At 71.2% G+C, this 24707-nt stretch carries 22 protein-coding genes, 1 tRNA gene and 1 riboswitch; of the genes, 14 read left to right on the forward strand and 9 right to left on the reverse strand.

From position 1 onward, the window contains the following. The first annotated feature begins 25 nt into the window (after positions 1 to 25). The 9 genes from IE124_RS14105 (at position 26) to IE124_RS14145 (ending at position 10705) form a co-directional block, all read left to right on the forward strand. Positions 26 to 1285 carry a cytochrome P450 family protein gene (locus IE124_RS14105; RefSeq protein WP_229832443.1) on the forward strand — a complete coding sequence of 420 codons (1260 nt, stop codon included), beginning with the start codon at positions 26 to 28 and terminating at the stop codon, positions 1283 to 1285. Positions 1286 to 1404: 119 nt separating this feature from the next. Continuing rightward, positions 1405 to 2562 (forward strand): transglycosylase family protein, encoded by a 1158-nt coding sequence (locus IE124_RS14110; RefSeq protein WP_189508058.1) that lies wholly within the window; start codon positions 1405 to 1407, stop codon positions 2560 to 2562. A 258-nt stretch (positions 2563 to 2820) separates the two neighbouring features. Continuing rightward, positions 2821 to 2992, forward strand: a riboswitch (cyclic di-AMP (ydaO/yuaA leader). A gap of 3 nt (positions 2993 to 2995) precedes the next feature. After that, positions 2996 to 3745: a LysM peptidoglycan-binding domain-containing protein gene (locus tag IE124_RS14115; RefSeq protein ID WP_189508059.1), complete on the forward strand. Its 750-nt coding sequence runs from the start codon at positions 2996 to 2998 to the stop codon at positions 3743 to 3745. Between the two features lie 354 nt (positions 3746 to 4099). Next, complete coding sequence (gene eno, locus IE124_RS14120; RefSeq protein WP_055643086.1) at positions 4100 to 5386, forward strand: phosphopyruvate hydratase; 1287 nt, start codon at positions 4100 to 4102, stop codon at positions 5384 to 5386. A gap of 110 nt (positions 5387 to 5496) precedes the next feature. Beyond that, positions 5497 to 5967, forward strand: coding sequence for an FtsB family cell division protein (locus IE124_RS14125; protein ID WP_189508060.1), 471 nt, complete (start codon positions 5497 to 5499; stop codon positions 5965 to 5967). 37 nt (positions 5968 to 6004) lie between these two features. Continuing rightward, positions 6005 to 6550, forward strand: a complete 546-nt coding sequence (locus IE124_RS14130; protein ID WP_055643088.1) for a DUF501 domain-containing protein — start codon at positions 6005 to 6007, stop codon at positions 6548 to 6550. Further along, complete coding sequence (locus IE124_RS14135) at positions 6547 to 7461, forward strand: Ppx/GppA phosphatase family protein (protein WP_189508061.1); 915 nt, start codon at positions 6547 to 6549, stop codon at positions 7459 to 7461. Before IE124_RS14130 ends, IE124_RS14135 begins: the two co-directional genes overlap by 4 nt. 370 nt (positions 7462 to 7831) lie before the next feature. After that, a complete protein-coding gene (locus IE124_RS14140; RefSeq protein ID WP_189508062.1) occupies positions 7832 to 9217 on the forward strand; it encodes an NAD(P)/FAD-dependent oxidoreductase in 1386 nt (461 codons plus the stop codon). Positions 9218 to 9391: 174 nt separating this feature from the next. After that, positions 9392 to 10705: a class I SAM-dependent methyltransferase gene (locus tag IE124_RS14145; RefSeq protein WP_189508063.1), complete on the forward strand. Its 1314-nt coding sequence runs from the start codon at positions 9392 to 9394 to the stop codon at positions 10703 to 10705. A gap of 66 nt (positions 10706 to 10771) precedes the next feature. On the opposite strand, the gene IE124_RS14150 is transcribed toward IE124_RS14145, so the two are convergent. Beyond that, the gene (locus IE124_RS14150) at positions 10772 to 13303 is read right to left on the reverse strand and encodes an ABC transporter permease (RefSeq protein WP_189508064.1); all 2532 of its coding nucleotides are present in this window, start codon (positions 13301 to 13303) and stop codon (positions 10772 to 10774) included. Between the two features lie 56 nt (positions 13304 to 13359). Further along, positions 13360 to 14130 (reverse strand): ABC transporter ATP-binding protein, encoded by a 771-nt coding sequence (locus IE124_RS14155; protein ID WP_055643093.1) that lies wholly within the window; start codon positions 14128 to 14130, stop codon positions 13360 to 13362. A 379-nt stretch (positions 14131 to 14509) separates the two neighbouring features. Between IE124_RS14155 and IE124_RS14160 the strand changes: the two genes are divergently transcribed. The 3 genes from IE124_RS14160 (at position 14510) to IE124_RS14170 (ending at position 16128) form a co-directional block, all read left to right on the forward strand. Then, a tRNA-Leu gene (locus IE124_RS14160) sits at positions 14510 to 14596 on the forward strand. 187 nt (positions 14597 to 14783) lie between these two features. Next, positions 14784 to 15683, forward strand: coding sequence for a Bax inhibitor-1/YccA family protein (locus IE124_RS14165; protein ID WP_189508065.1), 900 nt, complete (start codon positions 14784 to 14786; stop codon positions 15681 to 15683). A gap of 115 nt (positions 15684 to 15798) precedes the next feature. Further along, positions 15799 to 16128 (forward strand): hypothetical protein, encoded by a 330-nt coding sequence (locus IE124_RS14170; RefSeq protein WP_189508066.1) that lies wholly within the window; start codon positions 15799 to 15801, stop codon positions 16126 to 16128. A 176-nt stretch (positions 16129 to 16304) separates the two neighbouring features. Here IE124_RS14170 and IE124_RS14175 read toward each other — a convergent pair whose 3' ends face one another. From IE124_RS14175 to IE124_RS14185, 3 genes are all read right to left on the reverse strand, one after another. Next, the gene (locus tag IE124_RS14175) at positions 16305 to 17159 is read right to left on the reverse strand and encodes a hypothetical protein (protein ID WP_189508163.1); all 855 of its coding nucleotides are present in this window, start codon (positions 17157 to 17159) and stop codon (positions 16305 to 16307) included. A gap of 284 nt (positions 17160 to 17443) precedes the next feature. Then, positions 17444 to 18664 (reverse strand): acetyl-CoA C-acetyltransferase, encoded by a 1221-nt coding sequence (locus IE124_RS14180; RefSeq protein ID WP_189508067.1) that lies wholly within the window; start codon positions 18662 to 18664, stop codon positions 17444 to 17446. Between the two features lie 214 nt (positions 18665 to 18878). Next, entirely contained in the window at positions 18879 to 19877 is a 999-nt protein-coding gene (locus IE124_RS14185) for an SGNH/GDSL hydrolase family protein (RefSeq protein WP_229832444.1), read from the reverse strand. Positions 19878 to 19999: 122 nt separating this feature from the next. Here IE124_RS14185 and IE124_RS14190 point away from each other — a divergent pair, with 122 nt between their 5' ends. Together IE124_RS14190 and IE124_RS14195 are read left to right on the forward strand one after the other, a co-directional pair. Further along, positions 20000 to 21388: a cystathionine beta-synthase gene (locus IE124_RS14190; RefSeq protein ID WP_189508068.1), complete on the forward strand. Its 1389-nt coding sequence runs from the start codon at positions 20000 to 20002 to the stop codon at positions 21386 to 21388. Positions 21389 to 21746: 358 nt separating this feature from the next. Beyond that, positions 21747 to 22586: a MurR/RpiR family transcriptional regulator gene (locus tag IE124_RS14195; RefSeq protein ID WP_189508069.1), complete on the forward strand. Its 840-nt coding sequence runs from the start codon at positions 21747 to 21749 to the stop codon at positions 22584 to 22586. A gap of 24 nt (positions 22587 to 22610) precedes the next feature. Here IE124_RS14195 and IE124_RS14200 read toward each other — a convergent pair whose 3' ends face one another. The 4 genes from IE124_RS14200 to IE124_RS14215 all read right to left on the reverse strand — a co-directional run bounded on the left by IE124_RS14200 (position 22611) and on the right by IE124_RS14215 (position 24692). Then, on the reverse strand, positions 22611 to 22982 hold the full coding sequence (locus IE124_RS14200; protein ID WP_189508070.1) for a hypothetical protein: 372 nt from the start codon (positions 22980 to 22982) through the stop codon (positions 22611 to 22613). 98 nt (positions 22983 to 23080) lie between these two features. Next, positions 23081 to 23479, reverse strand: a complete 399-nt coding sequence (locus IE124_RS14205; protein WP_055643103.1) for a roadblock/LC7 domain-containing protein — start codon at positions 23477 to 23479, stop codon at positions 23081 to 23083. Positions 23480 to 23520: 41 nt separating this feature from the next. Then, on the reverse strand, positions 23521 to 24303 hold the full coding sequence (locus IE124_RS14210; protein ID WP_189508072.1) for a transcriptional regulator: 783 nt from the start codon (positions 24301 to 24303) through the stop codon (positions 23521 to 23523). Beyond that, on the reverse strand, positions 24300 to 24692 hold the full coding sequence (locus IE124_RS14215; protein WP_189508073.1) for a roadblock/LC7 domain-containing protein: 393 nt from the start codon (positions 24690 to 24692) through the stop codon (positions 24300 to 24302). Before IE124_RS14215 ends, IE124_RS14210 begins: the two co-directional genes overlap by 4 nt. Positions 24693 to 24707 lie beyond the last annotated feature (15 nt).

The following is a 24707-nucleotide window of genomic DNA, read 5'->3' on the forward strand; positions in this document are numbered from 1 at the left end:
TGCATGCCCCCTGTACGGTCGGGGAGTGAGTACCAGCCCCGCCCCCGAGCTCTTCACCTGGGAGTTCGCCAGCGACCCCTATCCCGCCTACGCCTGGCTGCGGGAGCACGCGCCCGTGCACCGCACGAAGCTGCCCAGCGGCGTCGAGGCCTGGCTCGTGACCCGGTACGCCGACGCCCGGCAGGCCCTCGCCGACCAGCGGCTGTCCAAGAACCCGGCGCACCACGACGAGTCCCCTCACGCGAAGGGCAAGACGGGCATCCCGGGCGAGCGCAAGGCCGAGCTGATGACGCATCTGCTCAACATCGACCCGCCCGACCACACCCGGCTGCGGCGGCTCGTGTCGAAGGCCTTCACGCCGCGCCGGGTCGCGGAGTTCGCGCCGCGCGTGCAGGAGCTGACCGACCGGCTCATGGACGAGTTCGTGGAGCGGGGGAGCGCCGACCTCATCCACGAGTTCGCGTTCCCGCTTCCCATCTACGCGATCTGCGATCTGCTCGGCGTGCCCCCGGAGGACCAGGACGACTTCCGCGACTGGGCCGGGATGATGATCCGGCACGGCGGAGGTCCGCGCGGCGGGGTCGCCCGGTCGGTGAAGAAGATGCGCGGCTACCTCGCGGAGCTGATCCACCGAAAGCGGGAAGACCTGCGGCAGGAAGGGGCCGAGGACCTCATCTCGGGGCTCATCAGGGCCTCCGACCACGGCGAGCACCTCACCGAGAACGAGGCGGCCGCGATGGCCTTCATCATTCTCTTCGCCGGCTTCGAGACGACCGTGAACCTCATCGGCAACGGCGTCTACCAGTTGCTGCGCCACCCCGAGCAGCGCGAGCGGCTCCAGGCGTCGGTCGCGGCGGGGGAGACCGGGCTCCTGGAGACGGGCGTCGAGGAGCTGCTGCGGTACGACGGGCCGGTGGAGATGGCCACCTGGCGGTACGCGACGCAGGCGCTGACCGTCGGCGGGCAGGAGATCCCGGCGGGCGACCCGGTGCTCGTGGTCCTCGCCGCCGCGAACCGGGATCCGGAGCGCTTCGCGGACCCGGACACGCTGGACCTCTCGCGGCGCGACAGCCAGCACCTCGGGTACGGGCACGGCATCCACTACTGCCTGGGTGCGCCGCTCGCCCGGCTGGAGGGACAGGCCGCGCTGGCCACCCTGCTGACGCGCCTGCCCGACCTGCGACTTGCGGCGGATCCGGCCGAACTGCGGTGGCGCGGAGGGCTCATCATGCGGGGATTGCGCACGCTTCCGGTGGATTTCACCCCTTCCGTACGTCTGCTGTGAGTTGACGGACCGTCAGAAATGTGATCTTCACGTGATCGGGGGTCCATCGACTTGTGATGAGTGTTCGAATGCCGCTACGTTTCCCGGCAGTTTCCAGCCGTCACGCGAAAGGCGTTCCTATGCGATCCGGGAACGGAAGACACCGTCGCCCCCGTCAGGCCCCCGCCATCGTCGTCGCCGCGGGTGTGACCGGCTCCGCCCTGGCACTGCCGCTGCTCGCCACCGGCTCCGCCTCGGCCGCCGACGCGGCGACCTGGGACCGGGTCGCCGAGTGCGAGTCCGGTGGCCAGTGGAGCGCCAACTTCGGCAACGGCATGTACGGCGGCCTCCAGTTCACCCAGGAGAGCTGGGAGCGGAACGGTGGCCTCGACTACGCGCCCAGCCCCGATCTGGCCAGCCGCGCCCAGCAGATCGCGATCGCCGACAAGGCGTTCACCGCCGGCGGCACCGACTGGGCCACCTGCGCGCCCATCGCCGGTCTGACGAACGACGGCAAGGCCACCGGGGTCAATCCCGGCCCGGCCACCGCCCCCAAGGCGCCCACGGGGCCCGTGGCGGAGTCGAACCGGACCGCCGGCACCCCGGCCGCGCCCTCGGAGGCCGCCACCGGGAAGGCCGCGGAGAAGACCGCCGCGCCCACGCAGGCCACGAAGACCCCCGGGTCGCCCCGTCAGGCCTCGGAGGCCCCCACCGCTCCCGTCACGCCCACCACCCCCGCCGGCCCCGGCGTGCCGGTCAGTCCGACCGCGCCGGTGACGGGGACCACTCCGGACGGCTCGGCCACCCCGACCACACCGGTGAGCCCGCCCGCTTCGGGCACCCCGACCACGCCGGGCACCCCGACCACCCCGGTCACGCCCGACACATCCCTTACGCCCGTTTCGCCCGAGACGCCGATGGGTGGCGACTCGTCGGCCACGCCCGGCACCGGCAAGCACCGGGGCGAGGCAGCTCCGGAGGAAACCGACAAGGCGGACACCTCTGTCGAATCCGGCCGACATGCGTCATCGACGGACGAGCTGGCGGAAAACTCCACCGCCAAGCCCTCGGCTGACGAGTCGAAGGATTCGGGCACAACGGACAGTCAGGGCACTTCGGGCGCGTACACCGTGCGGCCGGGTGACAACCTGTCCGAGATTGCACAGGAGAACGAACTCCCCGGCGGCTGGAACGCCCTCTATGACGCCAACCGCGGGACCGTGGGCACCGATCCGGACCTCATCGTCCCTGGTCAGAGCCTCGACCTGACGGTCGGTTCGGAAGAGGCCGCGGAGTAGTTCGAGGGCAAATGTCCAGTTCTGGGCAAGTGAGACATGGGTCTCTTCGCCTCAACTGGCGTGTCACGTCCGCGAACTTTGCTCCCGTCACCTCCGACCTGCACAAACACCCCCCGCCGGAAGGCAAGTAGGGGCGTTATTTCCGCAATACGCCTCTTTGAACTTCCGGTGGGTCTGTGTCTACGGTCGTAACCGCTCGCCACCGCGGGCCCCGTCGACCGAAACGCCGAATCCTGCCGTCGGCCGATGGGAACAGTCGTCGCGTCAGCGCCGAAGGCAGGAGTGGGGGACCCAAGGTAAGTGCCGGTCCCGGCCGTTGAGAGACGGCCGAAGACCGGCTTGGGGTGAAGCCGCGTGCTAGGACACGCGGCCGGGCAACTTTCCGGCCCGAACCCGACAGCTCACCTCACAGGCGTCGGTGAGGAGAATCTCCATGCTGTTTTCCGGCAAGGGCAAACACCGTCGTCCCTCCAAGGCCACCCAGGTCGCCACGCTCGTCGGCGTCACCGGTGTCGCCGTGGCCGCCCCGCTGATGACCGCGGGCACCGCCTCGGCCGCCACGGCCTCCGAGTGGGACCGCGTCGCCCAGTGCGAGTCCGGCGGCAACTGGTCGATCAACACCGGCAACGGCTACTACGGCGGCCTGCAGTTCTCCGCCTCCACGTGGGCCGCGTACGGCGGCACCGCCTACGCCTCGACCGCCAACCAGGCGTCGAAGTCCCAGCAGATCGCCATCGCCGAGAAGGTCCTCGCGGGCCAGGGCAAGGGTGCCTGGCCGAGCTGTGGCGTGGGCCTCTCCGGCGCCTCGTACGACGGCGGCGCCGCCGAGAGCGCGCCGCAGCAGCCGAGCGCGCCGCAGCAGCAGTCGCAGCCGACCCAGCAGCCGCGCCCGGAGCGGAAGGCCGAGCAGCCGACCACCCGCAGCGAGCAGCGCCAGGCCCCGAAGAAGTCGACGCAGCAGTCCGCGCCGAAGGCCGCCGCCAAGAAGACCGTCACCACGCCGACCGGCAAGGTCGTCAAGAAGGGCGACGGCGAGTACAAGGTCGTCGCCGGCGACACCCTCAGCAAGATCGCCCAGGCGCACGGCGTCAAGGGCGGCTGGGCCGAGCTCTTCGAGCTGAACAAGGACGTCGTCGAGAACGCCGACCTCATCTACGTGGGTCAGCAGCTCCACCTGAAGTGACCCCGACGGGTCCGATGAGTCCGGCGGCTCGTCCGACCCCGACGACCCTCCCGCGGTGACCACCCCGGTCCGGCGCACTCTCCCCCGTGCGCGCCGGACCGGGGTTCCGCTTATCCGGCCGCGCTCCGCCCCGGTATCCGGCCGGAGCTCCGCCCGCCGGGGGACGACCTCGCGGTTACCGTCCAGTAGATCTGGGGCCCTTCGTCCCTTATTGCATGCCCTTGGGTCCTTTTTCGTCCCAGGGTGCGGGCGCGCGGCCGACCGGAGCCCCCGAGCCGGTTAGGCTCATGTCGCAAGGCCGATCGACCCTGCACCGGCCATGCGTCACATCCAGCGTCACATCCCAAAAAGGAGATGCTCGTGCCGTCCATCGACGTCGTCGTAGCCCGGGAAATCCTGGACTCCCGAGGCAACCCCACGGTCGAGGTCGAGGTCGGCCTCGACGACGGCAGCACCGGCCGTGCTGCTGTTCCGTCCGGCGCCTCCACCGGTGCGTTCGAGGCCATCGAGCTTCGCGACGGTGACCCGAACCGCTACCTGGGCAAGGGTGTCGAGAAGGCCGTCCTCGCCGTCATCGAGCAGATCGGCCCGGAGCTCGTCGGCTACGACGCCACCGAGCAGCGCCTGATCGACCAGGCCATGTTCGACCTGGACGCCACCGAGAACAAGGGCTCGCTCGGCGCGAACGCCATCCTCGGTGTCTCCCTCGCCGTCGCGCACGCCGCGTCCGAGGCCTCCGACCTCCCGCTCTTCCGCTACCTCGGCGGCCCGAACGCGCACCTGCTGCCCGTTCCGATGATGAACATCCTCAACGGTGGGTCGCACGCCGACTCCAACGTCGACATCCAGGAGTTCATGATCGCCCCGATCGGCGCGGAGTCCTTCTCCGAGGCCCTTCGCTGGGGTGCGGAGATCTACCACACGCTCAAGGGCGTGCTGAAGCGCAAGGGCCTCTCCACCGGCCTCGGCGACGAGGGCGGCTTCGCCCCGAACCTGGAGTCGAACCGCGCCGCCCTCGACCTCATCGTCGAGGCCATCAAGGAGGCCGGCTACACCCCGGGCACCGACGTGGCGCTCGCGCTCGACGTCGCCGCGTCCGAGTTCTACAAGGACGGCAAGTACGAGTTCGAGGGCAAGTCCCGCTCGGCCGCCGAGATGACCGAGTACTACGAGGAGCTCGTCTCCGCGTACCCGATGGTCTCCATCGAGGACCCGCTGTTCGAGGACGACTGGGCGGGCTGGAAGGTCCTCACCGACAAGCTGGGCGCCAAGGTCCAGATCGTCGGCGACGACCTCTTCGTCACCAACCCGGAGCGCCTCGCCCGCGGCATCGAGGAGGGCACCGCGAACGCCCTCCTGGTCAAGGTCAACCAGATCGGCTCGCTGACCGAGACCCTGGACGCCGTCGAGCTGGCCCAGCGCAACGGCTTCAAGTGCATGATGTCCCACCGCTCCGGCGAGACCGAGGACGTCACCATCGCCGACCTCGCCGTCGCGGTGAACTGCGGCCAGATCAAGACCGGCGCCCCGGCCCGCTCGGACCGCGTCGCCAAGTACAACCAGCTGCTGCGCATCGAGGAGATCCTCGACGACGCCGCGGTCTACGCCGGCCGCAGCGCGTTCCCGCGCTTCAAGGGCTGACGAGACCCCAGGGGCTGACACCGGCCCCGTAGGGCAGCTTCCGTACGTCCCCGTACTCGGTCCCGTACCGTGTGCGGGGACGTACGCATGAACAGGGGAGGCGACACGACATGGCCGCGAAGGACCGGGACCGGTTCTCGACCGCGACCCGGATCAGACTGCTCGGCGAGCAGACCGCCGCTCGTGTCTACCGCTCCCAGACCCGCCGCCAGGCCCGCCGCTCCCGGCTCACCGGCCGCGCGGCCTTCCTCGCCCTCGTCGTCTGCTCCCTCGTCGTGGCGCTCGCCTACCCGATGCGCAGCTACGTCTCCCAGCAGGGCGAGATCGAGGAGCAGGAGCGCCGGGCCGCCGAGGCCGCCCACCGGGTCGAGGAGCTGCGGGACGAGAAGGCCCGCCTCCGGGACCCCGCCTACGTCCGCCGCCTCGCCCGCGAGCACCTGCACTACGTGCTGCCCGGCGAGACCGGCTTCACCGTGAACGACCCCGACGCGGAGCAGCGGCCCCGCGCCGACCAGGGCGCGGCCGAGCGCCCCTGGTACGACAACCTCTGGGACGGCGTCGACCGCGCCGACCGCCCCTGACCCCTCCTCCGCGACAACGAGCAAGGCAACCGAAGACATGGAAACGCCCCCTCCACAGACCGAACGCACCGAGCCCACCGCGACGGACATCGCCGCCTTCGAGCTGCAGCTCGGGCGGCCGCCCCGCGGCCTGCGCGCCATCGCGCACCGCTGCCCGTGCGGCAACCCGGACGTCGTCGAGACCGCGCCGCGGCTCCCCGACGGCACGCCGTTCCCGACGACGTACTACCTGACCTGCCCCCGCGCGGCCTCCGCCATCGGCACCCTGGAGGCCAACGGGGTCATGAAGGAGATGCAGGCCCGGCTCGCGACCGACCCGGAGCTGGCCGCCGCCTACCGGGCCGCGCACGAGGACTACCTCGCCCGCCGGGACGCGATCGAGGTCCTGGAGGGCTTCCCGAGCGCCGGCGGCATGCCGGACCGCGTGAAGTGCCTGCACGTCCTCGTCGGCCACTCGCTGGTCGCGGGCCCGGGCGTCAACCCGTTCGGCGACGAGGCCCTCGCGATGCTGCCGGAGTGGTGGGCGAAGGGCGCGTGTGTGACGCCGTGCGCGGACAAGGAAGAGAAGGAGTCCGCGGAATGACCCGGGTCGCCGGAATCGACTGCGGTACGAACTCGATCCGCCTCCTCGTCGCCGACGTTCATCCGGAGACGGGCGACCTCGTCGAGCTGGACCGGCGGATGACGATCGTCCGGCTCGGCCAGGGCGTCGACAGGACGGGCCGTCTCGCCCCCGAGGCGCTGGAGCGGACCTTCGCGGCCTGCCGCGAGTACGCCGAGGTCATCAAGGAGCTGGGCGCCGAGAAGCTCCGCTTCGTCGCCACCTCCGCCTCCCGGGACGCGGAGAACCGCGACGAGTTCGTGAACGGGGTCGTGGAGATCCTGGGCGTCGAGCCCGAGGTGATCACCGGCGACCAGGAGGCCGCCTTCTCCTTCACCGGCGCCACCGGCGAGCTGCACGGCACGGAGACGTACCTCGTCGTGGACATCGGCGGCGGCTCGACCGAGTTCGTCACCGGCAACAAGCACGTCGAGGCCGCCCGCTCCGTCGACATCGGCTGCGTGCGCCTGACCGAGCGGCACGTCCGCCACGACCCGCCGACCGCCGAGGAGGTCGCCGCGATCCGCGCCGACGTCCGGGCCGCGCTCGACCTGGCCGCGGAGACCGTGCCGATCGGTACGGCGGAGACCCTCGTCGGGCTCGCCGGCTCCGTCACCACCGTCGCAGCGATCGCCCTCGGGCTGCCGGAGTACGACTCCGAGAAGATCCACCACTCCCGGATCTCCGCCGCGCGCGTCGCCGAGGTCACCGACATGCTCCTCGCCTCCACGCACGACGAGCGGGCCGCGATCCCCGTCGTCCACCCGGGCCGGGTGGACGTGATCATCGCCGGTGCGCTCGTCCTGAGGGAGATCGTGGAGCGCGTCGGAGCGAGCGAGGTCGTGGTCAGCGAGCACGACATTCTCGATGGGATCGCCCTATCCGTCGCATAGTGGGCGCCTATCGAGCCCTCCGGCGACACCCTGTCGGAAAAGGTTCGTGAAGTTCTTCACAAGGAAAAGGGCCCTGGTGGCGCCCGAGGAGGGTCTTTAGCCCCTCCGAGGGGCGCCTCAGGGCCCTTTCGCAGGTTCGGGGGCCACTTCGCTCGTTGTTTCCATCGCGTGAACGCATCTGGTGGTTCAGCGTTAACGAGGGCTCTCCAGGCCAGTTCACAAGGGGTGAACAACGTTCACCGCCGCACCCCGGTTCCTTTGCAACGCCATGACATGGATCACGTGGGCGGCGGAGTGTAGCAGAGGTCCGCCAGGACCTTGTGAAGGGGCGCACGAGCACCCCCCCAGTGAGGGGTGGATACTCGATCCCATGAGCACCACGGAGCGTCCCAGGATCCTCGTAGTAGGCGGCGGGTACGTAGGCCTGTACGCAGCTCGGCGCATCCTCAAGAAGATGCGCTACGCGGAGGCGACCGTCACGGTCGTCGACCCGCGGTCGTACATGACCTATCAGCCCTTCCTGCCCGAAGCCGCCGCCGGCAGCATCTCGCCGCGTCACGTCGTCGTCCCGCTGCGACGCGTCGTCCGCGGAGCGGAGGTGCTCACCGGCCGGGTCACCACCATCGACCAGGACCGCAAGGTCGCCACGATCTCGCCGCTCGTCGGCGAGGCGTACGAGCTGCCTTTCGACTACCTCGTCATCGCGATGGGCGCGGTCTCCCGCACCTTCCCGATCCCCGGCCTCGCCGAGCAGGGCATCGGCATGAAGGGCATCGAGGAGGCCATCGGCCTGCGCAACCACGTCCTCGAGCAGCTCGACAAGGCCGACTCGACCACCGACGAGGAGGTCCGCCGCAAGGCGCTGACCTTCGTCTTCGTCGGTGGTGGCTTCGCCGGCGCCGAGACGATCGGCGAGGTCGAGGACATGGCGCGCGACGCCGCGAAGTACTACCAGAACGTGAAGCGCGAGGACATGCGCTTCATCCTGGTCGACGCCGCGGACAAGATCCTTCCCGAGGTCGGCCCCAAGCTCGGCCAGTACGGCAAGGAGCACCTGGAGTCGCGCGGGATCGAGATCTACCTCGAGACCTCCATGGACTCCTGCGTCGACGGCCACGTCGTGCTGAAGAACGGCCTCGAGGTCGACTCCAACACGATCGTGTGGACCGCCGGCGTGAAGCCGAACCCGGCGCTCTCCCGCTTCGGTCTGCCGCTCGGCCCCCGCGGCCACGTGGACTGCAACGAGAAGCTCCAGATCAACGGCATGGACTACGCCTGGGCCGCGGGCGACAACGCCCAGGTCCCGGACCTGGCCGCGGTCAAGGCCGGCGTCCCGGTCGAGCGCGCCTGGTGCCCGCCGAACGCCCAGCACGCCCTGCGCCAGGCCAAGGTCCTCGGCGACAACGTGGTGGCCGGCATGCGCGGCTTCCCGCAGAAGGAGTACAGCCACGCCAACAAGGGCGCGGTGGCCGGACTCGGTCTGCACAAGGGCGTCGCCATGATCGTCATGGGCAAGGTGAAGATCAAGCTCAAGGGCCGTCTCGCCTGGTACATGCACCGTGGCTACCACGGCATGGCCATGCCGACCTGGAACCGCAAGATCCGCGTCTTCGCGGACTGGACCCTCGGCATGTTCCTCAAGCGCGAGGTCGTCTCGCTCGGCGCCATGGAGACGCCGCGCGAGGAGTTCTACGAGGCCGCCAAGCCCGCCCCCGCCCCGGCCGCGCCGGCGCAGGAGAAGGCCAAGGCCTCCTGACAGCTCCGCACACCTGCACAGCTCGTCCGAAAGGGCCGTCCGCCATCCGTGGTGCGGACGGCCCTTCGCGTGTTTTGCCGACTTCTTGCGCTGCGCCGGGATGGCAAACGCCTACCCAGGGTGTTCCCTTGGTGACGAGCATTTCTGGGGCACGAGATCACGGAGGTGTGCACCATGGCCGACGCCGCGTCGCGGCTGACGACTCTCGCCGAGGAACTCCTGGGAGGACCGCTCCCGGTGCGGCTGCGGGCCTGGGACGGCAGCGAGGCCGGCCCCGCGGGGGCTCCCGTCCTGATCGTCCGCGACCGCCGCGCCCTGCGGAGAATGATCTGGAGGCCCGGCGAACTGGGCCTGGCCCGCGCCTGGGTGGCCGGGGAGCTCGACGTCGAGGGGGACCTGTACGAGGTCCTGGACCGGCTCTCGGGCCTCCTCTGGGAGCGCCCCGAGGACACCAGGAGCCGCCTCACGGCCCTGCGCGACTCCGTCCGCGACCCGAAGCTCCGCTCCGCGGCCCGCGCCCTGCTGCGGCTCGCCGGGCCCCTGCCGCCCCCGCCGCCGCCCGCCGAGGAGATGCGCGGCCGCAGCGGCCTCAGCCACAGCAGGCGCCGCGACAAGCAGGCGATCAGTCACCACTACGACGTGGGCAACGACTTCTACGAGATCGTCCTCGGGCCGTCCATGGTCTACTCGTGCGCCTACTGGACCGAGGACGGCACCCTGGAGGACGCCCAGCACGACAAGCTGGACCTCATCGCCCGCAAGCTGAACCTCAAGGAGGGCGACCGGCTCCTCGACGTGGGCTGCGGATGGGGCTCCATGGCCCTCCACGCCGCCCGTGAGTACGGCGCACGGGTCGTCGGCATCACCCTCTCCCGCGAGCAGGCGGCCTACGCCCGCAAGCGCGTCGCCGACGAGGGCCTGACCGACCTCGTCGAGATCCGGGTCCAGGACTACCGGGACGTCCCGGACGGCCCGTACGACGCGATCTCCTCGATCGGCATGGCCGAGCACGTCGGGGCCGTGCGGTACCGGGAGTACGCCGACACCCTGTACGGGCTCCTCAGGCCCGGCGGACGGCTCCTCAACCACCAGATCTCGCGCCGCCCCGAGCCCGACGAGGCCGCCTACGAGATCGACCTCTTCATCGACGCGTACGTCTTCCCCGACGGCGAACTCGCCCCCATGGGCCGGACCCTGTCCACCCTGGAGGACGCCGGCTTCGAGGTCCGCGACGTCGAGGCGATCCGCGAGCACTACGCGCTGACGCTGCGCCGCTGGGTCGCCAACCTGGAGCGCGACTGGGACCGGGCGGTCCGGCTCACGTCGCCCGGCCGGGCCCGCATCTGGCGGCTCTACATGGCGGCCTCGGCCGTCTCCTTCGAACGCAACCGGATCGGCGTGAACCAGTTCCTCGCCGTGAAGACCCCGGTGTCGGGGACGAGCGGGACGGCGCTGCGGCCGCGCGTGTGGAACGAGAAGACGGACTGAGGCGGACACGCCGAAGGGCCGGCCCCCCCCCGGGTGGGGGACCGGCCCTTTCCGTCTGCCGGGGTGCTACTCGGTCTTGATGGCGGCGAGCATGTTCAGCCTGGCCGCGCTCCGGGCCGGCCACAGCGAGGCGAGGACGCCGACCAGGGCCGCCAGGACCAGGAAGATCCCGATCCGGTCCCAGGGCAGGACCAGGGCGTAACCCGGGATCTGCTCCCGGATGGTCTCGCCGATCGCCCAGCCGAGGAACGAGCCGAGGCCGATGCCGACGATCGCGCCGAACACCGAGATGACCACGGCCTCCAGACGGACCATCCGCTTCACACGGCGCCGGTCGAGACCGATCGCCCGCAGCATGCCGATCTCCTGCTGGCGCTCGAAGACGGACATCGCGAGGGTGTTGACGACGCCGAGGACCGCGATGATCAGGGCCATGCCGAGCAGGCCGTACATGATGTTGAGCAGCAGGTTGATCGGGCCGCCGAAGGAGTCACGGATGCCCTTGTGGTCCAGCACCGTGATGTCGGGGTTGTCGCCCATGGCCTTCGCCAGGGCCCGCTCGTTGGCCGCACTCGCACCGCCCTCGGTCGAGACGAAGATCTGACGGATCTCCGCCCGCTCCTCGTGCGCGGTGACCAGCTCGTGGTCGATCAGGACCGGCGAGAGGAACTCGTTGGGCTCGAAGACCGCGCCGACCGTCAGCTTGGCCTTCTGCTTGTCGAGGTACTCGACCGGGACGGTGTCGCCGACCTTGAGGCCGCGCTTCGTGGCGGTCTTCTCGTCGACGGCGATCGCGCCCTTGCCGAGGGAGTCCAGCGAGCCGTTCACGACGGTGAGCTTGAGGACCTTCCCGATGTCGCCGGGGGTGACACCGGAGGCCGAGACGTACGAGCCCTTGATGTCCAGCGCGCCCGCCTGCTGCGGGGAGATCGCCGTGACGCCGGGAGCCTTCTCCAGGGCGGTCAGCGCCTCCTTGCTGAGGCTGTTGCCGCTCGCCATCGAGACCATGTAGTCGGCCTTGACCTGGTCGGTCGTCGCCTTGTCGAGGGCCGTGCCGACCGTGGCGCCGAGCACCGAGAGGCCGGTGACCAGGGTCAGACCGATGGCGAGGGCGGAGGCGGTGGCGCCGGTGCGGCGCGGATTGCGGACCGCGTTGAGGCCGGCGAGCTTGCCGGAGACCCCGAAGAGGTTCACGAAGACGGGGCGGATCACCGCGATCACGGGACGGGACAGGAACGGGATCAGCACGATCACGCCGATGAGGGCGAGGAAGGCGCCGCCCGCGATGAGCATCCGGCCCTCGTCGCCGCCCTGGCCCGCGCCGAGCACGATCAGGACCGCGCCGAGCGCGGTGAGCGCGGCACCGATGGAGTTCCGCACGACGAGCGACTTGGTGCTCGCGGGGGCGTGGACGCTGCTCATGGCGGCGACCGGCGGGATCTTCGCGGCGCGGCGGCCGGGCAGCCAGGCGGCGAGCATCGTGATCAGGACGCCGACGGCGAAGGCGCTGACGGCGGGGGTGGCGGTGAGGACCAGCCCGCCGCCGGGGACCTTCATCTCGAAGGCGCTCATGGCCGAGCGGAGCCCGACGGCCAGGCCGATGCCGAGGACGTAGCCGACGGCGGAGGCGACCAGGCCGACGAGGGCGGCCTCGGCGAGGACGGAGCGGGTGATCTGCTTGCGCGAGGCACCGACCGCGCGCATCAGGGCCAGTTCCTTGGTGCGCTGGGCGACCAGCATGGTGAAGGTGTTGGAGATCAGGAAGATGCCGACGAAGAGCGCGATGCCGGCGAAGCCGAGGAGGACCTGGTTGAGCGCGCCGAGGCCGGCCTCGATGTCCTTGGCCTGCTGGTCGGCGAGGGCCTGGCCGGTCTGCGCGGTGGCCGACTTCGGGACGACCTTCAGGACCTCGTCGAGGAGCTTGCCGTCGTCCGTGCCGGGTGCGGCGGAGACGGTCAGGCTCTGGAAGAAGCCGGGCTTCAGGTAGAGCTGCTGGGCGACGGCGGTGTCGAAGACGACGAGGCTGCCGCCGGCGTTGACGGCGCCGTCCTCGGTGGTGAAGACACCGGAGAGGGTGTACTCCTTCACCGGGCCGTTCGTGGCGACGCGGACGGTGTCGCCGACCTTGTAGCCGCCCTTGTCGGCGGTGACCTTGTCGAGGGCGACCTGGCCGGCCTCGGTCGGGCCGTTGCCCGCGGTGAAGGCGTACGCGCGGTCCTTGCCGTCCTTGCCGGGGGCGAAGTTGGTGCCCTTGTTGGACCAGCCGACGCCGATCAGCTTGCCGTTCTTGTCGGGCACACCGGCGAAGCCGTCGACGCGGGGGGTGACGGAGGTGACCCCGTCGAGCTTCGCGACCTTGTCGACGTCCTGCCGGGACAGGCCGGGGGTCTTCCGGGCCTCCTCGGGGGCCGGGTGCATCTCGACGGCGACGGCGACGTCGTCGTAGCTCTTGGCCGACTGGTTGCGGAAGGCCTGGCCGAGGGTGTCGGTGAAGACGAGGGTGCCGGAGACGAAGGCCACGCCGAGCATCACGGCGAGGACGGTCATCAGCAGCCGCGCCTTGTGCGCGAGGACGTTGCGCAGGGCGGTACGGAACATGGGTGTGTCCTGGAGTCCTGGGAGAAGGGGGTGGGTACGGGGCGACGCGCGGTGCGTCAGCTCGTACGGCCCTTGGCGTCGAAGGCCTTCATGCGGTCGAGCACCCCGTCGGCCGTCGGGTTCAGCATCTCGTCGACGATCCGGCCGTCCGCGAGGAAGATCACGCGGTCCGCGTAGGAGGCGGCGACCGGGTCGTGGGTGACCATGACGACGGTCTGGCCGAGCTCGCGGACCGAGTTGCGCAGGAAGCCCAGGACCTCGGCGCCCGAGCGCGAGTCCAGGTTTCCGGTCGGCTCGTCACCGAAGATGATCTCGGGCCGGGAGGCCAGGGCGCGGGCCACGGCCACGCGCTGCTGCTGGCCGCCGGAGAGCTCGGTGGGGCGGTGGCTGAGGCGGGCGGAGAGGCCGAGCATGTCGATGACCTGCTGCACCCACTGCTTGTCGGCCTTGCGGCCGGCGATGTCCATCGGCAGCGTGATGTTCTCCAGGGCCGTCAGCGTCGGCAGCAGGTTGAAGGCCTGGAAGATGAAGCCGATCTTGTCCCGGCGGAGCTGGGTGAGCTGCTTGTCCTTCAGCGTGGAGAGCTCGGTCTCGCCGATCCGCACCGAGCCGGACGAGAAGGAGTCCAGGCCGGCCACGCAGTGCATCAGGGTCGACTTGCCGGAGCCCGAGGGGCCCATGATCGCGGTGAACTCGCCCTGCCGGAAGTCGACGGTGACGTGGTCGAGCGCGACCACCTGGGTCTCGCCCTGGCCGTAGACCTTCGAGAGATCCGTGGCGCGGGCGGCCACCGCGGTGGCGCGGGACACGGTGGGGGTGGTGGTCACGAGGGGGACTCCTGTCACTGCGGGGCTGCTGCGGGAACCACTCCATCGTGTCGAGCGTTCAGGCCCGGGGCGTCCGTCCACGTGCCCGTTCCATGGGCAGACTCGAGTCGGACCGGAGCCCCCGGTCCTCCTCCTGAGGTATGACGGGGTCCCCGAGAGTCGGCATCGAGCCGAGGTGACAGAAGTCCGACGACTTTTCGTCATTCCGGTGGGCTCGCCTTTGCGCCTGCGACCCCCGTCACAGTTCGGCGAAATGCCTCTCACCTGCACTGACGCACCCTCAGGCGTCAATAAAATAAGACAACATCGGGCCGATGTTCCGCTGAACGAGGGATAGGGCCCCGATAGGCTCCTGTGCCAACGCGGAGCTTCGCGCAACGCCCGGATGGTGGAATACGCAGACACGGCGAGCTTAAACCTCGCTGGCCTTCGGGCCGTACCGGTTCAAGTCCGGTTCCGGGCACCACCCCGGGCCGCAGGCGAGTGCCTGAGGCCCGGCGGCCAGGTCCTCCCTCGCCACTCCCGGCGGCTGCCCCCGGGGGGTCTCTCACGGGTGCGGAAAAGATCCTCCCCGAGCACTAGGGAGTTTCTTTTGCCTACGCATTACTCTTGACGCAAGACCGCGCCGCGCGGTCTGCCCATGGAGGAGTGAGATGAGGAGCAGCAACCCGGTCTTCTCGCGACGGGGGTTCAGCCGCGACAACGGCACCGCGGGCTACGGCCAGCAGCCGCAGGCCGGGGGCCCCGCCGTAGGAACCAACCCGTACGCCACCGGCAACCCGTATGCCGAAGGTGCGACGAACCCGTACGCCACCAACCCGTACGCCCCGCAGGACGCCCAGGTCGGCGCCCCGCAGCAGGCGCGCGGCAACGTGATGACGATCGACGACGTCGTGAGCCGTACGGCCATGACGCTCGGCACGGTCGTGCTCACCGCAGTCCTGTCCTGGTTCCTGCTGCCGGTCGACTCGGCCAACCTCGGCAAGTCCTACGGCATCGCCATCGGCGCCGCCCTGGTCGCCTTCGTCCTGGCGATGGTGCAGTCCTTCAAGCGCAAGCCGTCTCCCGCGCTGATCCTGGGCTACGCGGCCTTCGAGGGCGTCTTCCTCGGCGTGATCTCGGCCGCCGTCTCGACGTACATCGCCGACGGCGTGGTCATCCAGGCGGTCCTGGGCACGATGGCGGTCTTCGCCGGTGTCCTGATCGCCTACAAGATGGGCTGGATCCGGGTCAACCGACGCTTCTACGGCTTCGTGATGGCCGCCGCCATGGGCTTCATGCTGCTCATGGTCGTCAACCTGCTGTTCGCCGTCTTCGCCGGCGATGACGGCCTCGGCTTCCGCAGCGGTGGCCTCGGCATCCTCTTCGGCGTCATCGGCGTCATCCTGGGTGCCTGCTTCCTCGCCCTCGACTTCAAGCAGGTCGAGGACGGCGTGAACTACGGCGCGCCGCGCGAGGAGGCCTGGCTGGCCGCCTTCGGTCTCACCATGACCCTGGTGTGGATCTACCTGGAGATGCTGCGTCTGCTGTCGATCCTGCAGGGCGACGACTGACGCCTCTGAGCTCGGGGGAAGGGCCCGTCCGGCTTCGCGCCGGGCGGGCCCTTTCCGCGTTCCCGGGCCCGGAGCCCGTTCGTCAGGGTCCCCGGGCGGCGCGTAGGGTCGCGGGGTGCTTGATACGAGTGAACTGACCGCGTCCGTCGAGCGCCTCGCCGACCGGCTGCGGGCCGCCCCGCAGAGCCGCCTCCAGCGCGGTGCGGCGGCCGAGGGGCTGGAGCTCGCCCGGGAGCTCGCGGTGCGCGCCCAGCGCGCCGAGAACCCGGAGCTGGAGCCGCGGACGATGCCGGACGCGGGGGTCTTCACCGTCGCCGACCAGCTCGTCGTCGCCGGGAACGACCTTGCGGAGATCCTGCGAACGGCCCCGGCCGGCTCCCGCGAGGGAGAGCTGGACGAGGCCGTGAGGCTGGTACGGGAGGCGGCGGAGCGCTCGGGGCTCTAGCGCGCCTGTCCGAGGCCCGTCGAGGGCCCCTCAGAGGCCCGCCAGAGGGCCGTCGGAGGTCTGGCCGGAGGGATCAATGGGCCGCGCCGTACGGCGCGGCGTCGTGCGGGCGGCTCGGAACGCCGCCGGCAGAGCCTGGGCCCCTTCCGGGGCCGGGCGGTGCGAGGGGCGCGGGTTCAGAGGGACGCGATGACGCGGTCCGCCAGGATGTAGACGTTCTCCTCGTCCGTGTCGCCGTACGAGAAGGTGAGCGCGAAGGCGCCCGAGACGCCCGAGCCGCCGAGCAGCACCGGGGAGCGCCCGGAGCGCAGGGCCTCGGCGAGGCGCTCCGCGGTCTCGCGGTGGCCGGGGGTCATACAGAGCGTCGTGCCGTCCGCGAAGACGTACACGTCCAGCGTGCCGAGCGGGCCGGGGCGCACGTCGGTCAGCGCCGTGCGGGTGTCCGCGAGCTCTTCGAGGCGGGCCACCGTCCGCTCGTGGTCGGTGACGACCGGGGTCTGCACCGGCACGAAGTCCGGGTGCGAGGGGTGCCGGCGACGGGCCGCGGCCAGCTCCGCCGAGTCCTCGGGGAACTCGTCCAGCGGGTCGGAGAACTCGGCGACGCCGTCGAGCGCGGCGGCCTCCGCCTCCATGGCCTCCAGGGCCATCGCCTCCAGGCCCGCGAAGTCGGCCTGGCGCGGGACGAAGAAGGTGCCGTCCTCGGCCGGGCCGCCGAGCCCGCCGAGCAGGGACGTAGGGGCCTCCCCGGCGAAGCGGGGGGAAGCGTCCGCCGCGTCGCGGGCCTCCTGCGCGGCCCAGAAGGCACGGGCCTCCGCGAGCTCGCGCTCGCGCTCCTCGGCCAGCGCCTCGGCGACCGCGGCCCGTATCTCCGTGGCGGACGTGGCGCGCGCCGCGGGGACCGTGACGCCGCGGGCGGCCGCCAGCTCGCTGCGGAGGCCGGTGACCTCCTTGCGGAGACCGTGGACGGCGTGCAGGGCAGCAGCGCCCACGGCCGTGGCAGCGGCCGTGGTCAGCAGCAGGGCAAGAGACATGGCGCTCACTGACGTACTCCCGATTCCGAGTCGATCCCCCGACTTCCTACATCAGCTTGTCCTGGGGTGGTGCCTGCTGTCAGTGCATTACGTCACGAATTGGACAGGTATTTCGGCCGGGTGTTTAGTCCCGAAACCCCTCTGACCTGCAAAAATGAACTCCCCCGGGACGTAGGTCACATCCTGGGGGAGATTCGGTCACGGCTCGGACGCGGAGGGGTTGGTCCCGGGGCGTCGGGAGAGGCGCTCGGTCGGCTCGGGCGCCCGTCGGCTCAGGCGTCCTGCTAGCTCAGGCGCTCGATCACCATGGCCATGCCCTGGCCGCCGCCGACGCACATGGTCTCCAGGCCGAACTGCTTGTCGTGGAACTGGAGGCTGTTGATGAGCGTGCCGGTGATCCGGGCGCCCGTCATGCCGAAGGGGTGGCCGACGGCGATCGCGCCGCCGTTGACGTTGACCTTGTCCAGGTCCAGGCCCAGGTCCTGGTAGGACGGGATGACCTGGGCGGCGAAGGCCTCGTTGATCTCCGCCAGGTCGATGTCGCCGATGGTCAGACCGGCGCGCTTGAGGGCCTGCTTCGAGGCCTCGACCGGGCCGAGGCCCATGATCTCGGGGGAGAGGCCGGAGACGCCGGTGGAGACGATGCGGGCGAGCGGCGTCAGGCCGAGCTCGCGGGCCTTCGTGTCCGACATGATGACGAGCGCGGCGGCGCCGTCGTTCAGCGGGCAGCAGTTGGCGGCGGTGACCAGGCCGTCGGGGCGGAAGACCGGCTTGAGGCCCTGCACGCCCTCCAGGGTGACGCCGGCGCGCGGGCCGTCGTCGGTGGAGACGACGGTGCCGTCCGGCAGCGTCACCGGGGTGATCTCGCGCTCCCAGAAGCCGTTCTTGATGGCCTGCTCGGCGAGGTTCTGCGACCGTACGCCGAACTCGTCCATCTCCTGGCGGCTGATGCCCTTCCAACGGGCCAGGTTCTCGGCGGTCTGGCCCATCGCGATGTACGCGTCCGGGACGATGCCGTCCTCGCGCGGGTCGTGCCAGGCGGAGCCCTCGGAGGCGGCGACCTCGGCGGTGCGGGCCTCGGCCTCGGCGAAGAACGGGTTGTGGGTGTCGGGCAGGGAGTCCGAGTTGCCCTTCACGAAGCGGGACACCATCTCGACACCGGCCGAGATGAAGACGTCGCCCTCGCCGGCCTTGATGGCGTGCAGCGCCATGCGGGAGGTCTGGAGCGAGGAGGAGCAGTAGCGGGTGACCGTGCAGCCCGGGAGGTGGTCCATGCCCATCTGCACGGCGACGATCCGGCCCAGGTTGTTGCCCTGCTCGCCGCCGGGCAGACCGCAGCCCAGCATCAGGTCGTCGATGTCACGGGGGTCGAGCTCCGGCACCTTGGCCAGGGCGGCCTGGATGATGGTCGCGGTGAGGTCGTCCGGCCGCAGGTCCTTGAGGGAGCCCTTGAAGGCCCGGCCGATGGGCGAGCGGGCGGTCGAGACGATCACGGCTTCGGGCATCACGGCTCCATGAGGGTGCGGAGGGGGCGGACTGAAAGGGAAGTTACCCGTACGTACCGCACGGGTCACCGCCCTGACGGTGTGACGCGGGCCTCTTTTCTAAGCGAGCGCTCAGTAAGGGACCCTCGCGGGGGCGGTGCGCACCCCCCGCACCTACCCGCACCACCAGGGTGCCGCACACGGGGCCGGGGCGGCCGGCCGCCGTGGGTGCGGGTCAGGTCTGGGCGTCCTCCGGGGTGGGGGCCGGGGTCTCCGCGGCCGGGAGACGCCGCCGGCGGCGGTGCTTCAGGAGGGCCCACGGAGCGCGGGCGCCCGTGACCTCCGTGCCCGCCTCCTTCGCCGCCTCGGCCGCCGCCTTGGCCACCGGCAGGATGTTCTCCCGGCGTGCCGGCTCCAGCCGATCGCTTTCCGGCCAGGCGCCGAGCGAGACGCACAGCGTCGGCAGCACCGCCATCGCCGCCGTCGCGTACCCCTCCGCCGAGGGGTGGAAGTTGTCCACCCCGAACATCTCGCGCGGGTTCGCCGCGAACTCCGGGCCGAGCAGGTCGCCCAGCGACACCGTCCGCCCGCCCTGCTCCACCACCACGATCGTCTGCGCCGCCGCCAGCTGCCGCGAGGCCCGCCGGGCCAGCCAGCGCAGCGGCTGGTAGACCGGCTCGATCGTCCCCAGGTCCGGACAGGTCCCGACGACCACCTCCGCACCCGCCGTCCGCAGCCGCCGCACCGCCGCCGCGAGGTGCCGCACCGACTCCGTGGGCGACATCCGGTGCGTCACGTCGTTCGCCCCGATCATGATCACGCAGACGTCGGGGGTCACGGGCTGGGACAGGAGCAGCGACACCTGGCGCTCCAGATCGTCCGAGCGCGCCCCCGACAGCGCCACGTTCCGCAGGACCACCGGGCGCTCCGCGACCGCCGCGAGCCCCGAGGCGAGCAGCGCGCCCGGCGTCTGACCCGTGCGGCGCACCCCCTGGCCCGCCGCGGTGGAATCACCCAGAAGGGCCAGCCGCAGGGGCTCCTCCGTACCGAAGGACCGGCCGTACAGGCCGTCCGCCACGGGCGGCAGGGGTGCCGTCCCGTTCCCCACCGACCGCTTCGCCAGCTGCATCTCGGTCAGCAGGAGCCCGACCGCCGCCACGCCGAGGAGTCCGATGCTCCCGCCGCCGTACGCCGCACCCGCCGCGATCCGTCGTGCCACCCTCGCCCTCGACATGGGGGCCGTCACCTCCTCCGAGCCGCTGGGACCCTTCAAGCCGTTCAGGGTCTAACTGCCCCGTAACCCGCTCCGACTACGCATACGCTGGCCACACCATTACGGAGACCCCGGAGATTACGGTGCAATTCCACGACTCGATGATCAGCCTCGTCGGCAACACCCCGCTGGTGAAGCTCAACAACGTCACAGCGGGCATCCAGGCGACCGTCCTGGCCAAGGTCGAGTACTTCAACCCCGGAGGCTCGGTCAAGGACCGGATCGCCGTGCGGATGATCGAGGCGGCCGAGCAGAGCGGCGAGCTCAAGCCCGGCGGCACCATCGTCGAGCCCACGTCCGGCAACACCGGCGTCGGCCTCGCGATCGTTGCCCAGCAGAAGGGCTACAAGTGCATCTTCGTCTGCCCCGACAAGGTGTCCCTCGACAAGATCAACGTCCTGCGGGCGTACGGCGCCGAGGTCGTGGTCTGCCCCACGGCGGTCGACCCCGAGCACCCGGACTCGTACTACAACGTCTCGGACCGGCTCGTCCGTGAGACGCCGGGCGCCTGGAAGCCCGACCAGTACTCCAACCCGAACAACCCGCGCTCCCACTACGAGACCACCGGTCCCGAGCTCTGGGCGCAGACGGACGGGAAGATCACCCACTTCGTGGCGGGCGTCGGCACCGGCGGCACCATCTCCGGCACCGGCAACTACCTCAAGGAGGCCAGCGGCGGCTCCGTGAAGGTCATCGGCGCCGACCCGGAGGGCTCCGTCTACTCCGGCGGCTCCGGCCGGCCGTACCTGGTCGAGGGCGTCGGCGAGGACTTCTGGCCGACCGCCTACGACCGGAACGTCACGGACCGGATCGTCGCCGTGTCCGACAAGGACTCGTTCCAGATGACCCGCCGCCTCGCCAAGGAGGAGGGCCTGCTCGTCGGCGGCTCCTGCGGCATGGCCGTCGTCGCGGCCCTGGAGGTCGCCCGCGAGCTCGGGCCCGACGACGTCGTCGTCGTCCTGCTGCCGGACTCCGGCCGCGGCTACATGTCGAAGATCTTCAGCGACGAGTGGATGGCAGGACACGGCTTCCTGGAGGACACCTCCTCCGCCACCGTCGCCGACGTCCTGCGCCACAAGGAGGGCGGCCTGCCCTCCCTCGTCCACATGCACCCGGACGAGACCGTCGGCCAGGCCATCGAGGTGCTGCGCGAGTACGGCGTCTCCCAGATGCCCATCGTCAAGCCCGGCGCCGGCCACCCCGACGTCATGGCCGCCGAGGTCGTCGGCTCGGTCGTCGAGCGCGAGCTCCTCGACGCGCTCTTCACGAAGCGCGCCTCCCTGGAGGACCCGCTGGAGCGCCACATGAGCGCGCCGCTGCCGCAGGTCGGCTCCGGCGAGCCCGTCGCGGACCTGATGACGGTCCTCGGCGAGTCCTCCGACGCGGCGATCGTGCTGGTCGAGGGCAAGCCGACCGGCGTCGTCAGCCGCCAGGACCTGCTGGCCTTCCTGGCCAACGGCGGCTCGAAGTAGGACGTGCGGGGGGTGCTCCGTCGTCCGTGACGCGTCCGTGCAACCGGCACTTCGTGCAACCGGTACGAGCGTGACACGTACGCGCAGCACCCGCTTAACACGCGTCCGGCACATTGGTGTTCGTCGGCGTCAAGGACTTCCGGAGCGGCTCCCGGGTCTCCATGGACGCCGCGGACGCGGAGACCGGCCCTGACCCGGGCCCGTGTCCCTCGCGGGGACCGCCGTCGTCCCGCCCCCCTTCACCGGGGGTGCGGCGGTCCCCGCGCCACATCTTCCGCTTCCCTCGCCTTTCCCTCCCGCCACCCGGCTGCATATCCTTATGCAGAGGCTTTGGTGGGTGAATAGGTGAGGGGGCGGCATGAGCGACAGCCCGGCCGGACGGCTGCAGGCGCTCTTCGAGGGGCACCGGCTCACGCCGACGCAGCGGCGGATCGCCCACTGCATGGTGCGGCGCGCCGCCGACGTGCCGTTCCTGTCCAGCGTCGAGCTCGCCGAGCTCGCCGGGGTCAGCCAGCCCTCCGTCACCCGCTTCGCCGTCGCGCTCGGCTTCGACGGCTACCCGGCGCTCCGCAAGCACCTGCGGGAGGTCGCGCCGCCCGAGCCGGACGGCGCCGGGGGCGAGCAGGGCAACGAGTACCAGCAGGCCGTGCTCGCCGAGATCGAGAACCTGCGGCACCTCGCCGGGCTGCTCGCCGACCCCGGTCCCGTCGAGCGGGCCGGCCGGGTCCTCGCCTCCTCGCGCCCGCTGCTCGTGCTGGGCCTGCGCGCCGCCTCCTCGCAGGCGCGCGGCTTCGCCTACTTCGCCGCCAAGGTGCACCCCGACGTCCGGCTCCTCGACGAGGGCGGCTCGATGCTCACGGACCGCGTCGACGCGGCCGTACGGGCCGGGGCCACGGCGCTGCTCTGCTTCGCCCTGCCCCGGCACCCCCGGGAGGTCGTCGAGGCCCTGGAGTACGCGCGGACGGCGGGGCTCACGGTGGTGGCCGTCGCCGACTCGGCGTTCGCGCCCGTCGCCGCCCACAGCGACCTGCTGATTCCGGCCGCCGTCGGCACCGGGCTCGCCTTCGACACCGCCTGTGCGCCGATGATGCTCGGCCGGGTCCTCCTCGAGGCCATGGCGGACGAACTCCCGGACGCGCAGGCGCGTCTGGAGGAGTTCGACACGAAGGCGGCCGCGCGGGGCCTGTTCGTGGAGTAGCCCGCCGGGCGGGGGTGCTCCGGGTCAGATCTGGAGCTCGGAGGCGATCTTCTTGAGCTGGTGGCGGGCCATCGCCAGGTTCGCGCGTTCCTTGTCCAGGGCGAGGTACATGAACAGGCCGTTCGAGCCCTGGGTCCTGAGTAGCCGGATCAGGTGGTACTGCCGGCCGAGGGTGATCAGGATGTCCTCGATCTCCTCGCCGAGGCCGAGCATCTCCATCGCCCGGACCTTGGCCCGGACCACGTCGGTGTTGCCCGCCGCTGCCACGTTCAGGTCGAGCTCCTTGCCGCCGCCGATCGTGCCGAGCGCCATACCGCTGGTGTAGTCGACGAGGGCAGCGCCGATGGCGCCCTCGATGGAGGCCGCTTCCTTGAGGGAGGTCTCGGTGTTCGCCATGGTGTCGTACTTCCTTTTCGAGTGTGCTGTGCGGACGGTTCGATCAGGTCGATCAGGTCGATCAGGTCAGTCGGATCAGACAGGTCGGTCGGAGTCGGTCAGAGTCTGTTCAGGTCCTTGCGTTCCAGGGCGCCGTCGACGAGCTCCCCTATCCGGGCGCTGGACCTGCGGGCCTCCAGGTGGAGCCGGCCCACGTTGATCCGAGGTTCGGCGAGGAGCGTCAGGACGGCCGCGCCGCCCGCCGCGTAGGTCGCCACGTAACCGCTCTCGCCGCGGACGAGGAGCTCGCGGAAGCGGCCCTGGCCCGTGGAGTCGGTCAGCCGCTGGCCGACGCCGAGCGCCGCCGCCGTCAGCGCGGCCACGCTCTCCGCCTCGCCGTCGACGGTGTCGTGGGCGAGCACGAGGCCGTCGGCGCTGGCGGCGAGGGCTCCGGTCAGCTGGGGCAGCCGGGCCCGCAGTCGTCTGAGTTCGCCGAGGACTTCTGTTTCCGCAGTCATGAGCTGTCTCCTCTCGGCGCGCAGGCGCAGGGCACGTCTCATCACAGATGTGCCTCCAGGGCGTCACGGAGCCGGCGCAGCAGGGCGATGTCGGGGTCGGCCACCTGCGGTGCCGCCAGGAGCGGTTGCGGGGGCGGTACGGGGCCGGGCTCGGGCTCCGGCTCCTGGGGGGTCTCGACGAGCCCGGCCGCGGCGAGCCGCCGGACGTCGAGGAGTGTGTGGAAGGCGGGGCGGCCGAGCAGCCGGGCGAGCTCCGCCGGGGTCCGCTCCCCGTCGGCGGCGGCGAGCAGGGCGCGCTGCCGGGCCCCGACGGTCTGGCCGGGGGCGGCGGGTCGCGGCACGACCGGGGCGCTGTCGACGGAGGCGTACGGCCAGACGGCGTCGAGGAGTTCGCGGCGGCGGACGGTCTCGCGCTCGACGGCCTCGGCGGAGACCGGCCGCACGGTGCCGAACCAGTGGCCCACCCCGTAGCGGAAGCGGGTCGGTCCGCTGGTGGGGGAGAGGGCGAAGAAGGCCGCGTCGAAGACGGCGCCGAGGTGGCATATCTCCAGCTCGCCGTCGTGCAGCCGGCCGCTGTCGACGAGGAAGCGGCCGACGGCGCGGTGGGCGCCGGCCCGGTCCACGGCCTCGTCCCAGCCCTCGCGGGGCAGGCGCCCGCCGGTGGTCAGGAGGACGTCGACGCCGGGGGCGGCGGGGCTCTCGGCGTGCACGACGCGTCCGTCGACGAGGTAGAGAGTGCCGTGGTCGCGCAGCAGCGCGCCGGTGGCCTTCTCGGCGGCGAGGCGGACCAGCATCGGGGAGACGGGGGTGGCGACGGCGGTCATCCGAGGACCAGCCTCTCGGCGAGGTCCTTGAGCCGGATGCGCGCGAGGGCGAGGTTGCCGGTGTCGCGGTCGAGCCAGAGGTGGAGGAAGACGCTGCTGTCGAAGGAGGTCTCGACGAAGCGGAGGACGTGGTAGCCGGCGCGGGTGGTGACGATGAGGTCCTCGACGGGAGGGCCGTCGGAGGGGGTCTCGCCCTCCGCCACGAAGGAGTCGAACTCCGCGGCGGACCTGGCGAGTTCGGCCGTCTCGGCGGCCGTCGTCTCATGGTCGCCGACCGGTGAGTCCCCCGCGGTCCCGAGCGCGAGCCCGCTGGTCCAGTCGACCAGGGAGGCTCCGCGAGCGCCTGGCAGGGCCATGGCCTCCAGCAGGCACTCGTCGATTCCGGGCACGCGGATTCCCCTCCC

This window comes from Streptomyces narbonensis (assembly GCF_014649015.1).
GTDB classification, from domain to species: domain Bacteria; phylum Actinomycetota; class Actinomycetes; order Streptomycetales; family Streptomycetaceae; genus Streptomyces; species Streptomyces narbonensis.

Bases quoted from the DNA above. Each gene is read 5' to 3' on its own strand.
- IE124_RS14180 (WP_189508067.1), bottom strand. From the start codon at position 18,664: ATGCCCGAAGCCGTGATCGTCTCGACCGCCCGCTCGCCCATCGGCCGG.
- IE124_RS14150 (WP_189508064.1), bottom strand. From the start codon at position 13,303: ATGTTCCGTACCGCCCTGCGCAACGTCCTCGCGCACAAGGCGCGGCTG.
- IE124_RS14205 (WP_055643103.1), bottom strand. From the start codon at position 23,479: ATGACTGCGGAAACAGAAGTCCTCGGCGAACTCAGACGACTGCGGGCC.
- eno (WP_055643086.1), top strand. From the start codon at position 4,100: ATGCTCGTGCCGTCCATCGACGTCGTCGTAGCCCGGGAAATCCTGGAC.
- IE124_RS14165 (WP_189508065.1), top strand. From the start codon at position 14,784: ATGAGGAGCAGCAACCCGGTCTTCTCGCGACGGGGGTTCAGCCGCGAC.
- IE124_RS14175 (WP_189508163.1), bottom strand. From the start codon at position 17,159: ATGTCTCTTGCCCTGCTGCTGACCACGGCCGCTGCCACGGCCGTGGGC.
- IE124_RS14200 (WP_189508070.1), bottom strand. From the start codon at position 22,982: ATGGCGAACACCGAGACCTCCCTCAAGGAAGCGGCCTCCATCGAGGGC.
- IE124_RS14130 (WP_055643088.1), top strand. From the start codon at position 6,005: ATGGAAACGCCCCCTCCACAGACCGAACGCACCGAGCCCACCGCGACG.
- IE124_RS14115 (WP_189508059.1), top strand. From the start codon at position 2,996: ATGCTGTTTTCCGGCAAGGGCAAACACCGTCGTCCCTCCAAGGCCACC.
- IE124_RS14110 (WP_189508058.1), top strand. From the start codon at position 1,405: ATGCGATCCGGGAACGGAAGACACCGTCGCCCCCGTCAGGCCCCCGCC.
- IE124_RS14145 (WP_189508063.1), top strand. From the start codon at position 9,392: ATGGCCGACGCCGCGTCGCGGCTGACGACTCTCGCCGAGGAACTCCTG.
- IE124_RS14185 (WP_229832444.1), bottom strand. From the start codon at position 19,877: ATGTCGAGGGCGAGGGTGGCACGACGGATCGCGGCGGGTGCGGCGTAC.
- IE124_RS14195 (WP_189508069.1), top strand. From the start codon at position 21,747: ATGAGCGACAGCCCGGCCGGACGGCTGCAGGCGCTCTTCGAGGGGCAC.
- IE124_RS14135 (WP_189508061.1), top strand. From the start codon at position 6,547: ATGACCCGGGTCGCCGGAATCGACTGCGGTACGAACTCGATCCGCCTC.
- IE124_RS14125 (WP_189508060.1), top strand. From the start codon at position 5,497: ATGGCCGCGAAGGACCGGGACCGGTTCTCGACCGCGACCCGGATCAGA.
- IE124_RS14140 (WP_189508062.1), top strand. From the start codon at position 7,832: ATGAGCACCACGGAGCGTCCCAGGATCCTCGTAGTAGGCGGCGGGTAC.
- IE124_RS14210 (WP_189508072.1), bottom strand. From the start codon at position 24,303: ATGACCGCCGTCGCCACCCCCGTCTCCCCGATGCTGGTCCGCCTCGCC.